This is a genomic window from Pyruvatibacter sp., assembly GCF_040219635.1.
Lineage (GTDB): Bacteria > Pseudomonadota > Alphaproteobacteria > CGMCC-115125 > CGMCC-115125 > Pyruvatibacter.
This window is the reverse complement of record NZ_JAVJSC010000003.1, coordinates 851,043-867,952: the sequence shown is the minus strand read 5'-3', so window position 1 is coordinate 867,952 and position 16,910 is coordinate 851,043. Positions and strand designations below refer to the sequence as shown.

Below are 16,910 nucleotides of genomic sequence, written 5' to 3'. Positions count from 1 at the left end.
TGCCCATTGGCCGTTCCGTGATTCGCGAACGGCCCATATTGCGGATAAAGACCCAATGACCGCTCCAAACGGCAACATGCCACCATCTGATGAACCCGCCTACGAGCAAGGTGCCAGTGACGCGCGGAACTGGTTTGACCGTCAATTGCTCCTTGAATCGTGGGATGGTCCGGGCCTTTCACCACTCAACTGGGTCATCCTTGTTCTGATTATTCTCAGTGTGGTGCTGTTCACGGTCGAGACCATCGAAGGGCTCGCTCCGGGCACTGCATTTTTGCTGGATCTGGCCAACGATGCCATTTTATTGGTGTTTGCTGTCGAGTTCTGCCTGCGGCTTTGGTGTGCAGGCGAAACACGGGGCGTCAGTGGCCTGCGCAACCGCGCGCAGTACGCAGGACGGTTTTGGCTAACAATTGATTTTCTGGCATTCGGGCCGGAACTGATCATGCTGATTATTACAGGTTTTACGGGAGCCGACCTTGCCTGGCTTCGGGCGTTCCGACTGGCCCGTTTGTTCAAGCTGGCAAAATATTTTGAGCCCGCGAGGGTAGTGGTGCGGGTATTGCGCTCTACATGGCGACAACTTCTGGTCGCAGCCGTCATTGCCTCGCTGGTGATCTATTCCGCCGCCGTCATCATGTATCTGTTTGAGCGCGACACCATGCCGGAGGCTTTTGGGTCCATACCCAAGGCCATGTGGTGGAGCGTGGTCACGCTCTCGACGGTTGGTTATGGCGATGTGGTGCCGGCGACGCTTGGTGGCAGAGTGGCAGCAGGCCTGCTCATTTTGGGTGCCATCGGCCTTGTGAGCCTTCCCTCCGGCATTATTGCGGGCGCCTTTCAGGATGAATTGCGCCAGCGCCGCGAGCGCGAACAAGCTGAAGCCGAAGAGGAAGCACGGCCACGGCCGGGCATGTAATCAGCCCGCCATGCCTGCTGTCGTCAATTCCGCTAGGCGCAAGGGTTTGCGGGTGCTATATGCCGCTGCAAATGACCGATCTTTCACACATCCGCAACTTCTCCATCGTGGCCCACATTGACCACGGTAAATCAACACTGGCCGACCGGCTGATTCAGTTCACCGGCGGGCTGACCCAGCGCGAGATGAAAGAGCAGGTGCTCGATTCGATGGATATCGAGCGCGAACGCGGCATCACCATCAAGGCGCAGACCGTACGGCTGGAATACACTGCCCAGAACGGCGAGGCCTATGTGCTGAACCTCATCGACACGCCGGGCCATGTGGACTTTGCCTATGAAGTGAACCGTTCGCTTGCGGCCTGCGAAGGCTCGCTGCTGGTGGTGGATGCAAGCCAGGGCGTGGAAGCGCAGACGCTGGCCAATGTCTATCAGGCCATTGAGGTGAACCACGAAATTGTGCCCGTCCTCAACAAGATTGACCTGCCTGCGGCAGAACCAGACCGGGTCAAACAACAGATTGAGGATGTGATCGGGCTGGATGCGTCCGACGCCATCGAGATTTCGGCAAAGACTGGTCTTGGCATCGACAAGGTGCTTGAAGCCATCGTGCACAAGCTGCCACCGCCCGTCGGCGATCGCACAGCGCCCCTGAAGGCGATGCTGGTGGACAGTTGGTATGATTCCTATCTTGGGGTCGTTGTGCTGGTGCGCATCATCGATGGCGAGCTTAAGAAGGGTCAGCGCATTCACATGATGCGCACCGACGCCACTTACCAGGTGGATGAGGTGGGCGTAATGCGGCCCAAAAAAGAAAAGGTTCAAACCCTTGGCCCCGGCGAGATCGGGTATCTCACAGCATCCATCAAACAGGTGGCCGATACCGCCGTCGGCGACACGATTACCGATGACAAGCGCCGCACCGAAAAACCGCTGCCGGGCTTTAAACCCGCGCAGCCCGTAGTGTTCTGTGGCCTGTTCCCGGTGGACGCGGCCCAGTTTGAGGATTTGCGTGAGGCGCTGGGCCGACTGCGGCTCAACGATGCAAGCTTTGAATATGAGATGGAAACGTCAGCAGCACTTGGCTTTGGCTTCCGCTGTGGCTTTTTGGGTTTGCTGCACCTTGAAATTGTCCGTGAACGGATTGAGCGTGAGTTCAACATTGATCTCATCACAACCGCGCCCAGCGTGATCTACCATCTGCACATGACCGATGGCACCACCATCGACATGCACAACCCGGCCGACATGCCTGACCCGATGAAGATCGACACCATTGATGAGCCGTGGATCAACGCGACAATTCTGGTGCCCGACGAATATCTGGGAGCTGTTCTCAAATTGTGTGAAGACCGGCGCGGCGTGCAGCAGAACCTCACCTATGTGGGCGGACGGGCGATGGCGGTCTATCGCATTCCGCTAAACGAGGTTGTGTTCGACTTTTACGACCGACTGAAATCCGTCACGCGCGGTTATGCGAGCTTTGATTATCATATCGAAGATTATCAGCCTGGCGATCTTGTTCGTATGTCGGTGCTGGTCAACGCGGAGCCGGTGGACGCGCTGGCAATGATTGTGCATCGCGCCCGCGCCGAGGCGCGGGGCCGTTCGATGTGCGAAAAGCTCAAGGATCTGATCCCCCGGCATCTGTTCAAAATACCTGTGCAGGCGGCCATTGGCGGACGGGTGATTGCGCGCGAGACCATTGCTGCCATGCGCAAGGACGTGACCGCGAAGTGCTACGGCGGGGACGCAACCCGAAAGCGCAAACTTCTGGACAAGCAGAAGGAGGGCAAAAAGAAGATGCGTCAGTTCGGCCGTGTCGAGATACCGCAGGAAGCGTTTATCTCCGCCCTCAAGATGGACGACAACTAGCTGTTACGGCTGCGTAGCCAGGCACCGATAAAAAACACCAGTGCCAGAAGCCCGAAGATGATCGTCGCCGGCTGACCCAAAAACCAGATGATCGTAGGGTCCCACAGATCAGGTGAGATATAGCGTTGAACAACAGCCTGGCTCAGATTGAGCGAGCCTGAATGCACCGCGAACCACAGCTCGCCCAACGATGCCAATCCCTGCCGGGATAGGAGATCGTTTGCGGCCGATGCAATGGTGGCCGCCAGAAACAAAACTGTGAGCACACGCAGGATCATGGGCTCTACAGTCCAGTACCGAGGTTAACGCGGGGTTGGGATCGACTAACCGTTTCGGGGGCGGAAGATCAACGCGATGATGATACCAAACACACCCAGCACCGCCCATGCAGGATAGCTGAGAACGGAGACCACTCCGGGATCCCAGGCTGCGGGTGGCAGGGTTGCTTCTGCCCATGCCCTGAAGCCTTCGAGTGTTGTCAGGCCAATGCGCTCATCAAGAAGCGCCCATACCTGCGCAAACGAGTTGATGCCCACTTCGCCGGTTTCAAGCGAACGCAACACATCAGCGCCAAATACCATCAAAGCGCCGGCGATAAAAATCAAACCGATCAGTCGGAAAATAACCATTGTCTCTCAGGCCCCCCAGCGGCCGAACCAACTCAAACTTGTCCTGCAAAACCGTGTTTCGGGCATCCCCATGCCCCCGAACAAACACGCACATGACCATGGCAATCGCATCGCGATGCGGCTGCAACGTCGCTGCCTATAGTCAACCCGAACTAGCCTGCATGACGCAAGCCTAAAGAATGCCCGGATTTAAGGCAGATATGCGCCTCACCTTTACCGATGCCGCTTGATGCGGACCATCTGATGGGCTATTCCCGCCCCTCCCCGGTCTTGCAGACTTAAGGGAACTTCGCGGAGAGGTGGCCGAGTGGTCGAAGGCGCACGCCTGGAAAGTGTGTAGGCGGGTAACCGTCTCGAGGGTTCGAATCCCTCTCTCTCCGCCATTTATTCTGGTTAACCCGGCATCGCGACACTGCATGTCAGATCGGCGGAACGGCACAAAGCTGCCTGGTTTTTACCGCCAGACGCCAGCGCTGATACGCCTGATACCCCTTGGCACCAAAAGCATTTTTCACGCACCACCAGGGCCGCGACAGCGTGCGGTATTGATGTGACACACCGCGATGAATGTTGGTTAACGCATGATCGGGGGTATGCAGCGGGCGCCACAGGCACCTTAACGGGAGGGGTGCTAGTTTACGCGGGCAACCACAAGGGTGCGGCGTGGACGGGCATAAAAAACATCCTCCATCACCAGATCGCCGGTCAGGTACTGCCCCATCGTGGACGAGTACGTGTAGGTCACTTCCGCAACAATAACGCTGCCGTTACCGATGATGAGATCATCCGGCACTGCATATGACGCGCCCCTGGCATACGCGGTGGCATTGAGCGCGTCGCTCCAATCCACGCGGTAATTGCCGCCACCATGATCTGACACGCTGCTGAGAATTATCCTCGTGCCGGTTCCATCAAATGGTTCAAGGATGGCCGTCGATGCACCAAAAATATCCGCAATCTGTGCATTGTTGAGCACCATTGATTGCGCGGCAAGGTCAGCAGCGGTGCTGGCGACGGCGGTTGCCTTGCGATCGGCTATCAACGCAGCGGACAGTTCAACCGCGCCAAAATACATGGCAGTCATCACCGGGAGCAAAAGCGCAAACTCGACCGAAGACATACCCCGGTCATCTTTTTGTATGCGCCGCAATGGATAACTGAAGCAAGTCATGAGCAGTTAGCCTCCCGCCGCCTGTGCGTTGCCAAACGGTTCGTTCCGGAACGCTGCGCTTGAGATGATGAGGCGTGACCCTGATGACATGTTTGACATGGCCGCACCCAGAAACGGCGTTGCTATTTCCCAGACGTAAAAAACGCGCACAAGCACGATGTCACCCGGGTTGCCAGGCTGGAACATAAGATCCGTACGCAGATCACCGTCCTCGGTCAGCGGGTCGGTGAAATCAATCGCCGAAAAATTATCAAACCGGCGCACGTCAATCTGCATCCGGTTATCGCAGCCCATGAACATTGCATCGCAAATGGTGTTGCGAATATCTTCACGCGACAGGCCCTGCAACTGCACCTGACCTGTACGCACCATACGTGACGCTTCAGCAGCACCTGTTTCAAGACTGACTGAGGCGAAAAAAACAGCCGTTGCTTCAAGCGTCGCAAACAGGATTCCGAAGAACGGCATTGCCAGCAAAGCAAACTCTACCGCTGAGGAGCCTTCGCTTGAGCGTCGGAACCTACGCAGCACACCGCCACGTACGCGACGGCTTAGCAGCTTGCCAGGAGTGATGGTGCGGGCCTGTTTCATGACGCCAGTTTTAGCGCTGATGCGTTACCGCAAGGCATACGGACAATCGTGAATTGTCCGTCGCGGCTTCACCTTTTGCTAACCAGCTTTCTTAAGTCCTGCTTCATGATCCCGGCGCTATTTTTGTGATCACAAGAGGTCCGGGGCGGATCATGTCCGACATTATGTCGGTACAAGGAGCATCGGTAGAAACAGATGCGTATATTCTCAGACCGTCATAGTCGCGGTAAGGCGGCGGCCTGCGCGGCACTCCCTGGCGAACGGCCATGCGACTGTAAACCTCCGTGCACACAACAAACGGACAATACGTTCCTCACCCGATTTTTCCGCAACAAACGCGGCAACCTGGCGATCATATTCGCATTGTCGCTGATGCCGCTTTCAGCAGCGGCAGGCGCGGCCATTGACCTCAACCGGGCTTTCATTGTGCAGCAAAGGCTTGAGCGCGCGCTTGACGCGGCAGGACTTGCCGTGGGGTCAGCCCCCGCGGCAAGCGACGCTGAGATGAAGGCAATGGCGCAGAGCTTCTTTGACGCCAACTACAATGACGAAGAAATGGGCGTACCAGGGGAACTGGTGCTGGCAGCGGCTAACGGGCGCGTTACGCTTTCAGCCACAGCCGAACTGCCCACAACGATCATGAAGATCATCGGTTATGACAAACTGACTGTCGGCAGTGAAATTGAGGTCGTGCGTGAATCCAAGGCTCTGGAAGTCGCGATGGTTCTGGACAACACCGGATCGATGGCGTGGAACGGCAAGATTGGAGCGTTGCGCACGGCAGCCGAAGACCTGGTAAGTATTCTGTTCGGCGATCAGGACACGCCCGATCTTTTGACAATGTCGCTGGTGCCGTTCGTTACTGCCGTCAACATCAAAACACCCGGCTTTGACATGAACTGGATGGATGTGGACGGCAACTCGGAGTTTCACGGTGAGAACTTTGACCCCAACCGGGGACCGACAAACCACTTTGAACTTTTTGACGGCATCAACAATGCTTCGTGGAAGGGCTGCGTTGAGATGCGGCCTGAGCCATATGACACCCTGGATACTGCGCCTACATTGGGTAACGCGGATACTTTGTTTGTTCCTTATTTCTGGCCCGATGAACCCGACAACGGCAGCGGCTACAACAACAATTACGCCAATGACCGCATCGGCGGGAACAAGAATAAGCGCCAAAGCAATGGCGGAAAATACATGAACCGCAACGTCTCGGTTGATGAGACACCGTCCAGCACAGAAGGCCCAAACAAGGCCTGCGCGCGCCCGTTGGTGCCACTGACAAACTCCAAGAGCACACTCATCAACGAAGTGCGCGCGATGGAACCCTGGTATAATTCAGGCACCAACATTGCCGAGGGTCTTGCCTGGGGGTGGCGTGTGCTATCGCCGGGGGCTCCGTTCAGTGAAGGCGCGAGTTTTGGCAACCCGGATGTTCAAAAGGCGCTGATCCTGCTGACTGACGGCAACAATGAGATCGTCAGTCAGAGCACCCACAACGATTCCGATTACACAAGCTTTGGATATGTCGGCACGGGCCGCCTGGGCACGACAAACCGCGGCACTGCCCGCAATATCATTGACCAGAAGGTTGCTGAAATGTGCACGCGCGTGAAGGCTGACGGCGTGCGTATCTACACAATTACATTCCAGCTGAACTCGTCGAGCCTGGCCGAGATCTTCCGCAACTGCGCCACTGAGCCTGAGTTGTATTTCGATTCGCCAAGCAACGAGGAGCTGCGGCGTGTCTTTCAGTCTATCGCTTTTGACCTCAGTAACCTGCGCATTGCCCGTTAGGGTTTTTCCACCAAACAAAAGCCCCGGCGCGCAGATGCGTGCCGGGGCTTTTTCGTTCGTCGTCAGTTTGGTTCTATTCCTCAGAGGCACCCTCAGCAGTTGCTGATGCACCATCAGCAGCAAGACCCATTTTCACGCCGGTCTGCTTGCCAATTGTCTCGTTGTATTCAGGCGCATCACCGATACGCAGTATAGGCTTGCAGTCCGGTGCGCAGTTGTAGCTGGCCTGGGCGCCACCGCGATTGACCGTCAGCAGGCGAGGCGCCATGTCCACCACGTTTACAATCAGCGATGCTGTTTCATTTCCATCATGGTCAAACACCAGAATATTGGTGGCGCCGTAGGAGCGACCAATGAGCAGCAGCATGTCGGACCCTTGAATGATCGCATCTGCGATTGATGGATTGCCTACGGCAACGATGGAGGCTGCGCCTTCAATGCGCAGCACCTTTGCCTGATCAATGCCCACCTTGTAGTCGTGAGATACCATTTCATACATACCGCCGGCATGTGATGGTGCCGTTGATGCACCTATGGCAGCAAACGGCAAAGCAGCAGCAAGGGCTGTAATCACCTTGGCGTTGAACGGTGAATTGGTCGTGCGGCGCATTAGCCTGCTCCCGGGGTCATGGCCAGCGTATGACGGTGTCAGGTGGCGCTGGCTGAAAAGCGTGGGAGCAGCGTCGCCGGAAATGGTGAAGAAACACCAAAGGCGGGGGATCAGCTTTGTTTAAGGATTTGGCAATGGGCTTAAACGCCGCTTATTCGCTGGCAGGCTAGCCTGAACATCATTCCACTCCTCATTCACGCGAGCCGCACACAGCCATGACACAGACGGTTCAGGCCAAAGACGCCCCTGGATTTGCCGACGATGTAGCGCAGGCGCTTCGCAGCATTGCGTGCCTTGCCCATCTGGATGATGTGTCTCTTGCGGCATTTGCTGCTCAGGGGCGCGCTGTTTCATATGCAGCAGGCGATATTGTGGGAGGACCCGCATCCGGACTGGCGAGTGTTGCCATGCTCTGCGAGGGTTCAGTCAGGGTCTCCTACCCGCCCGACAGGCATGGTGAAGTCGCATTCCATGACGTGCCAACGGGTGGCTTGTTTGGGCATATTGAGGCGCTGGCGAACCACACGCCCAATCTTTCCGCTGTCTGCCTGACAGCAACGCGTGTCGTGCTGGTGCCCGCATCAGCCTTTGTTGGCCTTCTCGAAGACAGCCCCAAGGTGGCGCTGGCATTGTTGCGCATACAGGCGCACGAGACGGTGAATGCGGCACCCCGTACGCTGGGTGTCGCAAACGCAGGCGCCCACAAGCTTTATGCTGAACTTCTGCGAATGGCGGAACCAGACCCGAACATGCCCGGCGAACTCACCATTGCCCGCTTGCCCCGGCATCGTGAACTGGCCCAATGGACGGATTTGCACGAAGACGACGTGGCTGCAGCGCTTGCCGCATTGGTCAAAACGGGCTGTGCCGCGCGCCGATACCCAGGACTGGGCATACTGGACGCCGACAGACTGCGCGTTCTGGCCGTTGGTCAGGAAACGAACACTGAAGATACCGCTTCCCGGCCCTAAATCTCTACATCCATGCTCACCTTCCCACAACACAGCCTTGAATAACTCGTCTTTATCTGAGCGAATAACATATTGTTAACCAAACTACGTATCAGAGTCAGCATATATAAATCGCCATTCACTCTTCGACCTATTCTATATTTATTTTTATTATGTCTATACATATTCGTTTTCTCATACCCTGACATTTTCGCTTGAGATATCTGATTTTAACTTTGAAATTAAGGAGCAGGTAAGCCGTCAGCGCTAAGGTCTGCACAGGTGCGAAGGCGGCCTGTCCCGACCGTCAGCACTGAACTGGGACTGTTGACTATGCAGTTCGCGAACTTGGATTGATCCAGAGGAGGCTTTCATGAGCCATTTTATCAAGCGCTTTGCCGGTGATGAGTCCGGCGCCACTGCCATCGAATATGGTCTTATTGCTGCCGGCATCGCTGTTGCGATCATCACGGCCGTCAACACGCTCGGCACGAACATCGGCACGACGTTCGGTAGCGTTTCTGACGAAATGCAGTAAGCCGCAAGGCATGATCGGACGGCTCTTGCCGTCTGAACAGATGAAGGCTGCCGGAGCAATCCGGCGGCCTTTTTCATGTGGTGCCCGCTGATACCCGACCGTTTAGACGGTGCGTCGCATTTTAAGGTTTACCCACCCTTTACAGCTTGCAGCGCCTAATGGGCCAACGTTCCTCCGCCGCCTTTTGCGATGGTCCTTATGCTCAACCTTGCCACCCTGCCCGACTACACGCTGCTGCAATGGCTCGTCATCAGCACATTCCCCGTTTTCATGCTTGCAGCCGCTGCAAGTGATGCGGCCTCAATGCGCATCCCCAACTGGTTGACCGGCACTTTGGCATTGGCATTCCCGATTGCGGCTGCGGGCACAGCCATGCCACTTGAAGCGCTGGGCTGGCATGGGCTTGTGGGCTTTGCGGCGCTGCTGGTAGGCATGGGGCTGTTTGCAACCGGCTGGATTGGTGGTGGGGACGCCAAGTTTTTTGCCGCCACGGTCCTATGGCTGGGGCCGGACCAGGTGTTGGCCTTCACCCTGATTTCCACTGTTCTGGGCGGCCTGTTGACGCTGTTCTTGTTGTCATTCCGCAAACTGCCCATGCCCGGGCCATTGGCAGCACAAGGCTGGATCATGCGCCTGCACGACCCTAAAGAAGGCGTGCCATATGGCATTGCGCTCGCTGCCGGCGGCCTCATCGCATTTGCCCAAAGCGGGTGGCTGGCAGGTGCGGCATGACCCGACGCTGCGCAATCACATCTCATTTGACCGAAATTCTGACCAACACGGTTAACCGGGAATTGACGAATTCCCGGTCTGATACCGCCTGAACCCTTCCGTGCGGATCAGGCAGGCCCTGCATCCCACCTCATCGCGAAAGCCTGGCTTATGTCTGTTGCCCGCATCGCCGTTCTTATTCTAGCCGTGCTCGCTGCGGCTGCAGCAGCATGGCTTGCCTCGTCGTTTGTCGGCAGCGATCAGCAGATAGCCCAGGCACCTGAACCGCAGATGGTTACAGATCAGGTGTTGGTGGCTGCAAATGATCTGCCGGTCGGCTCACGCATCGCGCCGGGCGATCTGCGGTGGCAGACCTGGCCCAGCGAGGCACTGGCACCAGGGTTCATCGTCAAGGCCCGCTCGCCTGAAATCACCACCACCATGCAGGGGGCGCTTGTGCGTGCGCCAATGCTCAAAGGCGAACCCGTTACCGATGCCAAAGTCATCAGCGGAGATGCCACGGGGTTCATGGCAGCACGGCTGGGCGAGGGAATGCGCGCCGTCTCTGTGGGCATATCACCTGAAACCGGTGCCGGCGGGTTCATTCTGCCCGGCGACCGGGTGGATGTGATTGTAACCCGCGAAGGACGCAGCGACGGCAGCCGCGAGCCTGAAGTGCGCAGCGATACCGTGCTGACCAATGTGCGGGTGCTGGCGATCGACCAGGCCTTTGCCGAAGCAACGGACGAAACCGGCGAAAAAGTTGTGGTGGGTAAAACCGCAACGCTGGAGCTGACACCCATGCAGGCTGAAACGCTGGCACGCTCGCAGGCTGTTGGCGACATCTGGCTGTCGCTTCGCAGCCTGGCCGACATGTCCACGGGTGGGCCGCAGGACACAGGCGCCCTTTCAGCAAACAAACCCGCAAACACATCGCACGGCGATACTGTAACCGTCGTGCGCTATGGCGTGCGGTCGCTTGAGCAGCCAAGGAGTAGCCGATGAGCCTTTATGCACATCATTTGAGCTGCCTTGCACAGCGCGCCGGGTTTCTGTCCCGGCATGTCAGTTTTGCGGCATTTGCAGCCTTCGTTTTCGTCGCGGGCCCTGCAGCGGCCCCGACAAACGCCGCTCAGCTCCTGGGCGGGGAAGAGGGCACGCCCGTTGTTCGGATTGATCCGGGCGGAGAGAGCGCCAAAAGCCAGATCATGTCGCTTGGTCTCAACAAGGCGGCCGTTGTGGAACTTCCGGTTGATGCCGCCGATGTGCTGATATCCAATCCTGAGATTGCTGACGCCATCGTGCGCAGCGCACGCCGCACGTACCTTCTGGGTATGGAAGTTGGCGAGACAAATGCATTTTTCTTCGACGCCGCCGGACGACAGGTATTGAACCTGGAAATCCGGGTCGAACGCGACCTTGATTCACTCCTCAGCGTGCTTGGGCGGCATTTGCCGACAGCGCGCATTGAGGTTGAAGCAATCAACGACAACATCATGCTGACGGGTGCCGTCCCCAATGCAGCGGCTGCCAGCAAGGCACGCGACATCGCTGCCCGGTTTGTGGGGGACGAAGCCAAAGTCCTCAACATGCTGTCGATTGAAGGCAAGGAGCAGGTGCTGCTCAAAGTTACGATTGCTGAAATGCAACGTACCCTGATTAAACAACTCGGCATCGACCTTTCTTCCGTCACATCAATCGGTGATCTGGCACTTCGGCTTGCCACCAGCAACAATTTTTCGCTTCAGGGGCAGTCGCTTGGCGGGCTGACGACGGCTCCCACAAGCCAGCGTGCGCCCACGGCGGGCGGCTCTGTGTTTCCGCAGTCAAGCGGGGCCAACTTCAGCGATGCCAATGGCGGGTCTTATGTGGATGGCGCCATTCGTGCGCTTGAACGTTCAGGCCTGCTGCGTACGCTGGCGGAACCCAACCTGACTGCGATCTCCGGTGAAAGCGCTAACTTCCTTGTGGGTGGCGAGTTTCCGGTGCCGTCTGACCGCGATACCAACGGCAATGTGCGCATTGAGTTCAAACCCTTTGGTGTGGGCCTTGCTTTCACGCCCGTTGTGCTTTCCGAGGGGCGGATCAGCCTCAAGATTTCAACTGAAGTCAGTGAACTGTCGTCAGACGGTGCGTTCGTAGCGCAGGGCGGCACATTCACCAACTCTGACGGTAATCTTGTGCAGGTCAACGGCGTGACCATTCCAGCCTTGCGGGTACGGCGCGCTGAAACAGCGGTCGAGCTGCCATCCGGTGGCTCGCTGGCGCTTGCCGGCCTGCTTCAGGAAACAACGCGCCAGAACATTGATGGTGTTCCCGGCGCAAAGGACATTCCCATTCTCGGCTCCCTGTTCAGGTCACGCGACTATCTGAATGCTGAAACCGAACTTGTTGTGATCGTGACGCCTTATCTGGTGGACCCCAAACACGAAAGCGAGTTCGTGTTGCCAACTGACGACAGCATCCCAGCCAGCGACCTTGAAACCATTCTGCTCGGCCGCCTGAACGGCACCGAGAGCGCCAGCAAGAGCGACCTGAAGAAGACACTTCAGGGCCCTGTTGGCTTCATCATGGAGTAGTGCGGCGATGGATGTGTTTTTCAATCTTCGTACGGTCGGCTTTGCCATACTGGCATTGGGCCTCACCGCTTGCGCCAATCTTGGTCAGAATGGTCCGTTGCAGGCGACGAACATTTCCGAACGTCATCCGATTACGGTGGATACACAGGCAGCAACGCTGATGATTGATGTTGCGCCAGACAGCGTGTCGCTTAGCGATGATGATATTGCGCGCATTGACGGCTTTGCCGCGCGATACAAAGCACGTGGTGACGGGCCAATGGTCATGTCCATTCCCACCGGCGCACCCAACCGAGGTGCTGCGTCGCGGGCAGCTGCAGAAGTTGAAACACGTCTCGATGCACTTGCACTGGGTGCGCGCGATGTACGCCTGAGCCATTACCGCGCGTCCGGCGCAGCCTCTAATGCGCCCCTCATTCTGTCGTTCACTCAGCATGTGGCAACGCCAAGCCCATGTGGAAACTGGTCACAGGATTATGCATTTAACCCACGCAATACGGCGTCACCCAATTTTGGCTGCGCAGCACGCAATAACCTCGCGGTGATGGTGGCTGATCCCGGAGATCTTGTTGCGCCACGCGGCATGGACCCTGCGGATGCACAACGCCGCGACGACATTCTTGAGCGCTATCGCGCCGGTGAAACAACCCAGTCTGAACGCTCGGAAGAAGAATCCGGCGCGGTCAGCCAGGTCAATCAGAACTGAGCGTAAAGAAGATGAGCGAAGCCCATCAGATAGACCCGCAGATGCCACCGTTTCCAAATGAAGCGCAAGGTGAGCCTGGGCGTGTACACGAAGCCCCGCACACGAGCGACGGCACGGTCATTCGGCCGGTGCCGCGCGTCACCATTCAGGCATTTTGCGAAACGCCTGATGTGGGCGTCTCATTGCAGCGGGCGGCACAGGACCGGCGACTGGCCAAGGCGCATTTGACTGTCCATATGGGCGGCATTCTCTCTGCTATTTCACACTATTCCGACACACCAACGCCCGGCCTTATTATTGTCGAAAGTGCTTTGGGTGGTCAGCAGTTGCTTGATTCACTGGATCGCCTCGCGGAAGTGTGTGACGCGGGCACACGCATTGTCGTGGTCGGTCACGCCAACGATATTTCGCTCTACCGCGAACTTATCCGCAAAGGTGTGAATGACTATCTGGTTGCTCCGCTCCACCCGATTTCAATCGTTGAAAGCATTTCAACGCTGTATGCAGACCCGGAAGCTCCACCGCTAGGACGCACCATCGCGTTCACCGGCGCACGCGGCGGCACCGGCTCCAGCACCATTGCGCACAACGCAGGCTGGTGCATTTCGGAGCACATGAACGAAGACGTGACGATTGTTGATCTTGATCTCGCGTTTGGCACCGGTGGCCTGGATTTCAACCAGGATCCCGCACAAGGCGTTGCGGACGCCCTGTATGCGCCTGAGCGGCTTGATGATGTGCTGCTTGAACGACTTCTTGTGCGGTGTACGGAGCATTTAAGCCTGTTTGCAGCGCCCGCCACACTTGATCGCGATTACGCGATTGATAACGATACGTTTGAAGTGGTGCTTGATGTGGTGCGCCATTCGGTGCCCTGCGTTGTGCTGGACCTGCCGCATGTGTGGGGTCCGTGGACTCGCAAGCTGCTTCTGGAAGCCGACGAGATCGTCATAACGGCAACGCCTGATCTGGCAAGCCTGCGCAACACAAAAAACCTGCTGGACATGTTATCGGCAGCGCGCCCCAACGACGTAACGCCGCATCTTGTTATCAATCAGGTGGGCGTTGCCAAGCGGCCAGAGATTCCCATCAAGGATTTTGCCGAGGCGCTTGGCAGCGATCCGGCGCTTGTTTTGCCTTTTGATGCGGCATTGTTTGGTGAAGCTGCCAACAACGGCCAGATGATTGAAGAGATTGATGCGCGCAGCAAAACTGCGCAGGGAATGCGCCATCTGGCATCTGTGGTTTCGGGTCGGCCCATCTCAGCCAGGGCTGCTGTGGGAGGGTCATTGCTCTCGCGGCTGCTGGGCAGGAAGGGATAATCTGACATGTTTGGTCGTCGCGATACGGAGGGACCGGCTGCACCGCCTGCCGCCCCACGCCCCGCAGCCCAAAAGACCTCAGCGCCCAGGCAGGCTGCTCCCAAGACCAGTGCAATGCCGTCGGCGTCCGCGACCGTAAAGGTTTCAGCGCCAGCGCCTGTCGCGGCTGCACCGGCGCGCGCGCCCGAACGCTCATCAGACTATTACCGCATCAAGACCACGATCTTTAATGCGTTGATCGATACGATTGACCTCACACAGCTTGCCCAGCTTGATGCCGTGAGCGCACGCGAAGAGATTCGCGATATCGTCAACGAGATCATCTCGATCAAAAACGTTGTCATGTCGATTTCCGAGCAGGAAGAGCTGCTGCAGGATATCTGCAACGACGTGCTGGGCTATGGTCCGCTTGAACCCCTGCTGGCGCGTGATGACATTGCCGACATCATGGTCAATGGGGCGGCACACGTGTTCATTGAAGTGTCTGGCAAGACGCAGGCAACCGGCATCAAGTTCCGCGACAACTCGCAGCTGATGAATATCTGCCAGCGCATTGTAAGCCAGGTTGGCCGCCGCGTTGATGAATCAAGCCCCATATGTGATGCCCGCCTGCCTGACGGCAGCCGCGTCAACGTCATTGCGCCGCCGCTGGCGATTGATGGCCCCACACTGACTATTCGCAAGTTCAAAAAAGACAAACTGCGGATGGATGACCTCGTGAAGTTCGGGTCTATCTCGCCAGAAGGCGCAAAGGTTCTCAGCATCATCGGAAAGTGCCGCTGCAATGTTTTGATTTCCGGGGGCACGGGCTCCGGGAAAACCACTTTGCTCAACACCATGACGGCGTTCATCGAAGAGGATGAGCGCGTGATCACGTGTGAGGACGCCGCTGAGCTTCAGTTGCAACAGCCCCACGTGGTGCGTCTTGAAACGCGCCCGCCGAACCTTGAAGGGTCAGGCGAGATCACCATGCGCGAGCTTGTGCGCAACTGTCTGCGTATGCGTCCTGAACGCATTATTGTGGGCGAGGTGCGTGGACCAGAAGCGTTTGACTTGCTGCAGGCCATGAACACCGGCCATGACGGCTCAATGGGCACGCTGCACGCCAACACCCCGCGCGAAGCCATGTCACGTCTTGAAAGCATGATTACCATGGGCGGTTTCTCGCTGCCGTCCAAAACGATCCGCGAAATGATTTCGGGATCGATTGATGTCATCATTCAGGCGGCACGCCTGCGCGACGGTTCGCGCCGCATCACCCACATCACTGAAGTGACGGGCATGGAAGGCGACGTGATTATTACGCAGGATCTTTTCGTCTATGACATGGACGGCGAAGACGCCCAGGGCAAGATCACAGGGCGCCACAAATCGACCGGCATCGCCCGCCCGGCTTTCTGGGATCGCGCACGCTACTATGGCCTGGAACGTGAGCTGGTTGCAGCGCTTGAAGCCGCTGAGATTTAGGGGTGCAAAGCTATGCTTGATGCGCAACTTGTCTTTATTGCCACAGTTTTTATGGGCGTACTTGGTGTCGGCGGTTTGGCCTATGCAGCCATTGCGCCGGCGCTTCAAAAGCGCCAGCAGAACAACAAACGCATGAATGTGGCTACCGGTGGCAAGCGCGCACGCAGCGCGCGGCGCGGCGGCGCGGAAGTGGACCAGAACGCGCAACGGCGCAAACAGGTTCAGGAAACCCTGAAGGAGTTGGACGAGGCTCAGGCCGCGCGCAAGAAGAAGGTGTCAATGCGCGAACGTATCGAGCAGGCCGGCCTTGAAATGCCTGTGCGAACCTTCACCATCATCAGCGCCATAGTGGGTCTTGTGACGGCGGGGTGTGTGATGCTGGCTGGTCAGACACCATTTGTTGGTTTTCTAACGGGCTTTGCAGCGGGCTTTGGCCTGCCGCGCTGGACGCTGTCTTTTTTGACCAAACGACGCCTCAAGCAGTTTACCGAGGAGTTTGCAAACGCTGTGGATGTGATTGTCCGCGGGCTCAAAGCCGGGCTGCCACTGCATGACTGCATCATGATTATTGCATCAGAAGCCCAGGGGCCTGTTCGCGAAGAATTCAGGGAACTGGTTGAAGGTCAGCGGGTTGGCATCACGCTTGAGCAGGGTCTTGAGAAGATGACCCACCGCGTGCCAACGGCAGAACTCAGGTTTTTCCAGATTGTTATTTCAATCCAGCAAAAGACAGGCGGCAACCTGTCGGAAGCGCTTGGCAACCTGTCGAAGGTGTTGCGTGAGCGCAAGGTGTTGCAGGGCAAGATCCAGGCAATGAGCCAGGAGGCCAAGTCGTCTGCCGCCATAATTGGCGCGCTGCCACCTGGCGTGATGGTGCTGGTTTACATCACTACGCCCGACTACATAAACCTGCTGTTTGAAGAGCGGATGGGCAACGCAATGCTGATTGGTGGCGCATTCTGGATGCTGCTCGGCGTGCTGGTTATGAAGAAGATGATCAGCTTCGACTACTAGACTGGTCTGGCTAATGACAGCTCCCG

Annotated in this window: 17 protein-coding genes and 1 tRNA gene; 13 read left to right on the top strand and 5 right to left on the bottom strand. The window is 57.3% G+C overall.

Annotated features, from left to right (window positions below; all coding sequences use genetic code 11):
* The first annotated feature begins 55 nt into the window (after positions 1-55).
* A complete protein-coding gene (locus tag RIB87_RS07585) occupies positions 56-919 on the top strand; it encodes an ion transporter (protein ID WP_350145171.1) in 864 nt (287 codons plus the stop codon).
* A 71-nt stretch (positions 920-990) separates the two neighbouring features.
* Complete coding sequence (gene lepA / locus RIB87_RS07580) at positions 991-2,793, top strand: translation elongation factor 4 (RefSeq protein WP_350145169.1); 1,803 nt, start codon at positions 991-993, stop codon at positions 2,791-2,793.
* On the opposite strand, the gene RIB87_RS07575 is transcribed toward lepA, so the two are convergent.
* Together RIB87_RS07575 and RIB87_RS07570 are read right to left on the bottom strand one after the other, a co-directional pair.
* Positions 2,790-3,071, bottom strand: a complete 282-nt coding sequence (locus RIB87_RS07575; protein WP_350145166.1) for a hypothetical protein — start codon at positions 3,069-3,071, stop codon at positions 2,790-2,792. The two genes, lepA and RIB87_RS07575, sit on opposite strands and share 4 nt — an antisense overlap.
* 45 nt (positions 3,072-3,116) lie before the next feature.
* Positions 3,117-3,422, bottom strand: a complete 306-nt coding sequence (locus RIB87_RS07570) for a hypothetical protein (protein ID WP_350145164.1) — start codon at positions 3,420-3,422, stop codon at positions 3,117-3,119.
* Positions 3,423-3,715: 293 nt separating this feature from the next.
* Here RIB87_RS07570 and RIB87_RS07565 point away from each other — a divergent pair.
* Positions 3,716-3,805 (top strand) — tRNA-Ser (locus tag RIB87_RS07565).
* Positions 3,806-4,053: 248 nt separating this feature from the next.
* Here the strand turns inward: RIB87_RS07565 and RIB87_RS07560 are convergent.
* On the bottom strand, positions 4,054-4,542 hold the full coding sequence (locus RIB87_RS07560) for a TadE/TadG family type IV pilus assembly protein (RefSeq protein ID WP_350145162.1): 489 nt from the start codon (positions 4,540-4,542) through the stop codon (positions 4,054-4,056).
* A gap of 57 nt (positions 4,543-4,599) precedes the next feature.
* Positions 4,600-5,184: a TadE/TadG family type IV pilus assembly protein gene (locus RIB87_RS07555; RefSeq protein WP_350145160.1), complete on the bottom strand. Its 585-nt coding sequence runs from the start codon at positions 5,182-5,184 to the stop codon at positions 4,600-4,602.
* A 195-nt stretch (positions 5,185-5,379) separates the two neighbouring features.
* Between RIB87_RS07555 and RIB87_RS07550 the strand changes: the two genes are divergently transcribed.
* The gene (locus RIB87_RS07550) at positions 5,380-6,987 is read left to right on the top strand and encodes a TadE/TadG family type IV pilus assembly protein (RefSeq protein WP_350145158.1); all 1,608 of its coding nucleotides are present in this window, start codon (positions 5,380-5,382) and stop codon (positions 6,985-6,987) included.
* Between the two features lie 73 nt (positions 6,988-7,060).
* On the opposite strand, the gene RIB87_RS07545 is transcribed toward RIB87_RS07550, so the two are convergent.
* A complete protein-coding gene (locus RIB87_RS07545; protein ID WP_350145156.1) occupies positions 7,061-7,597 on the bottom strand; it encodes a pilus assembly protein N-terminal domain-containing protein in 537 nt (178 codons plus the stop codon).
* A 215-nt stretch (positions 7,598-7,812) separates the two neighbouring features.
* Between RIB87_RS07545 and RIB87_RS07540 the strand changes: the two genes are divergently transcribed.
* The 9 genes from RIB87_RS07540 (at position 7,813) to RIB87_RS07500 (ending at position 16,884) form a co-directional block, all read left to right on the top strand.
* Complete coding sequence (locus tag RIB87_RS07540) at positions 7,813-8,568, top strand: Crp/Fnr family transcriptional regulator (RefSeq protein WP_350145154.1); 756 nt, start codon at positions 7,813-7,815, stop codon at positions 8,566-8,568.
* A gap of 352 nt (positions 8,569-8,920) precedes the next feature.
* Entirely contained in the window at positions 8,921-9,085 is a 165-nt protein-coding gene (locus RIB87_RS07535; RefSeq protein WP_350145152.1) for a Flp family type IVb pilin, read from the top strand.
* A gap of 198 nt (positions 9,086-9,283) precedes the next feature.
* Positions 9,284-9,817, top strand: a complete 534-nt coding sequence (locus tag RIB87_RS07530; protein WP_350145150.1) for an A24 family peptidase — start codon at positions 9,284-9,286, stop codon at positions 9,815-9,817.
* A 150-nt stretch (positions 9,818-9,967) separates the two neighbouring features.
* Complete coding sequence (gene cpaB / locus RIB87_RS07525; protein WP_350145148.1) at positions 9,968-10,801, top strand: Flp pilus assembly protein CpaB; 834 nt, start codon at positions 9,968-9,970, stop codon at positions 10,799-10,801.
* Positions 10,798-12,375 (top strand): type II and III secretion system protein family protein, encoded by a 1,578-nt coding sequence (locus RIB87_RS07520; protein WP_350145146.1) that lies wholly within the window; start codon positions 10,798-10,800, stop codon positions 12,373-12,375. Before cpaB ends, RIB87_RS07520 begins: the two co-directional genes overlap by 4 nt.
* Positions 12,376-12,382: 7 nt before the next feature.
* Complete coding sequence (locus RIB87_RS07515) at positions 12,383-13,081, top strand: CpaD family pilus assembly protein (RefSeq protein WP_350145143.1); 699 nt, start codon at positions 12,383-12,385, stop codon at positions 13,079-13,081.
* A gap of 11 nt (positions 13,082-13,092) precedes the next feature.
* Positions 13,093-14,403, top strand: coding sequence for a cellulose synthase operon protein YhjQ/BcsQ (locus RIB87_RS07510; RefSeq protein WP_350145141.1), 1,311 nt, complete (start codon positions 13,093-13,095; stop codon positions 14,401-14,403).
* Positions 14,404-14,409: 6 nt separating this feature from the next.
* Positions 14,410-15,870, top strand: a complete 1,461-nt coding sequence (locus tag RIB87_RS07505) for a TadA family conjugal transfer-associated ATPase (RefSeq protein WP_502943218.1) — start codon at positions 14,410-14,412, stop codon at positions 15,868-15,870.
* Between the two features lie 12 nt (positions 15,871-15,882).
* Complete coding sequence (locus RIB87_RS07500) at positions 15,883-16,884, top strand: type II secretion system F family protein (protein ID WP_350145137.1); 1,002 nt, start codon at positions 15,883-15,885, stop codon at positions 16,882-16,884.
* Positions 16,885-16,910: the final 26 nt, after the last annotated feature.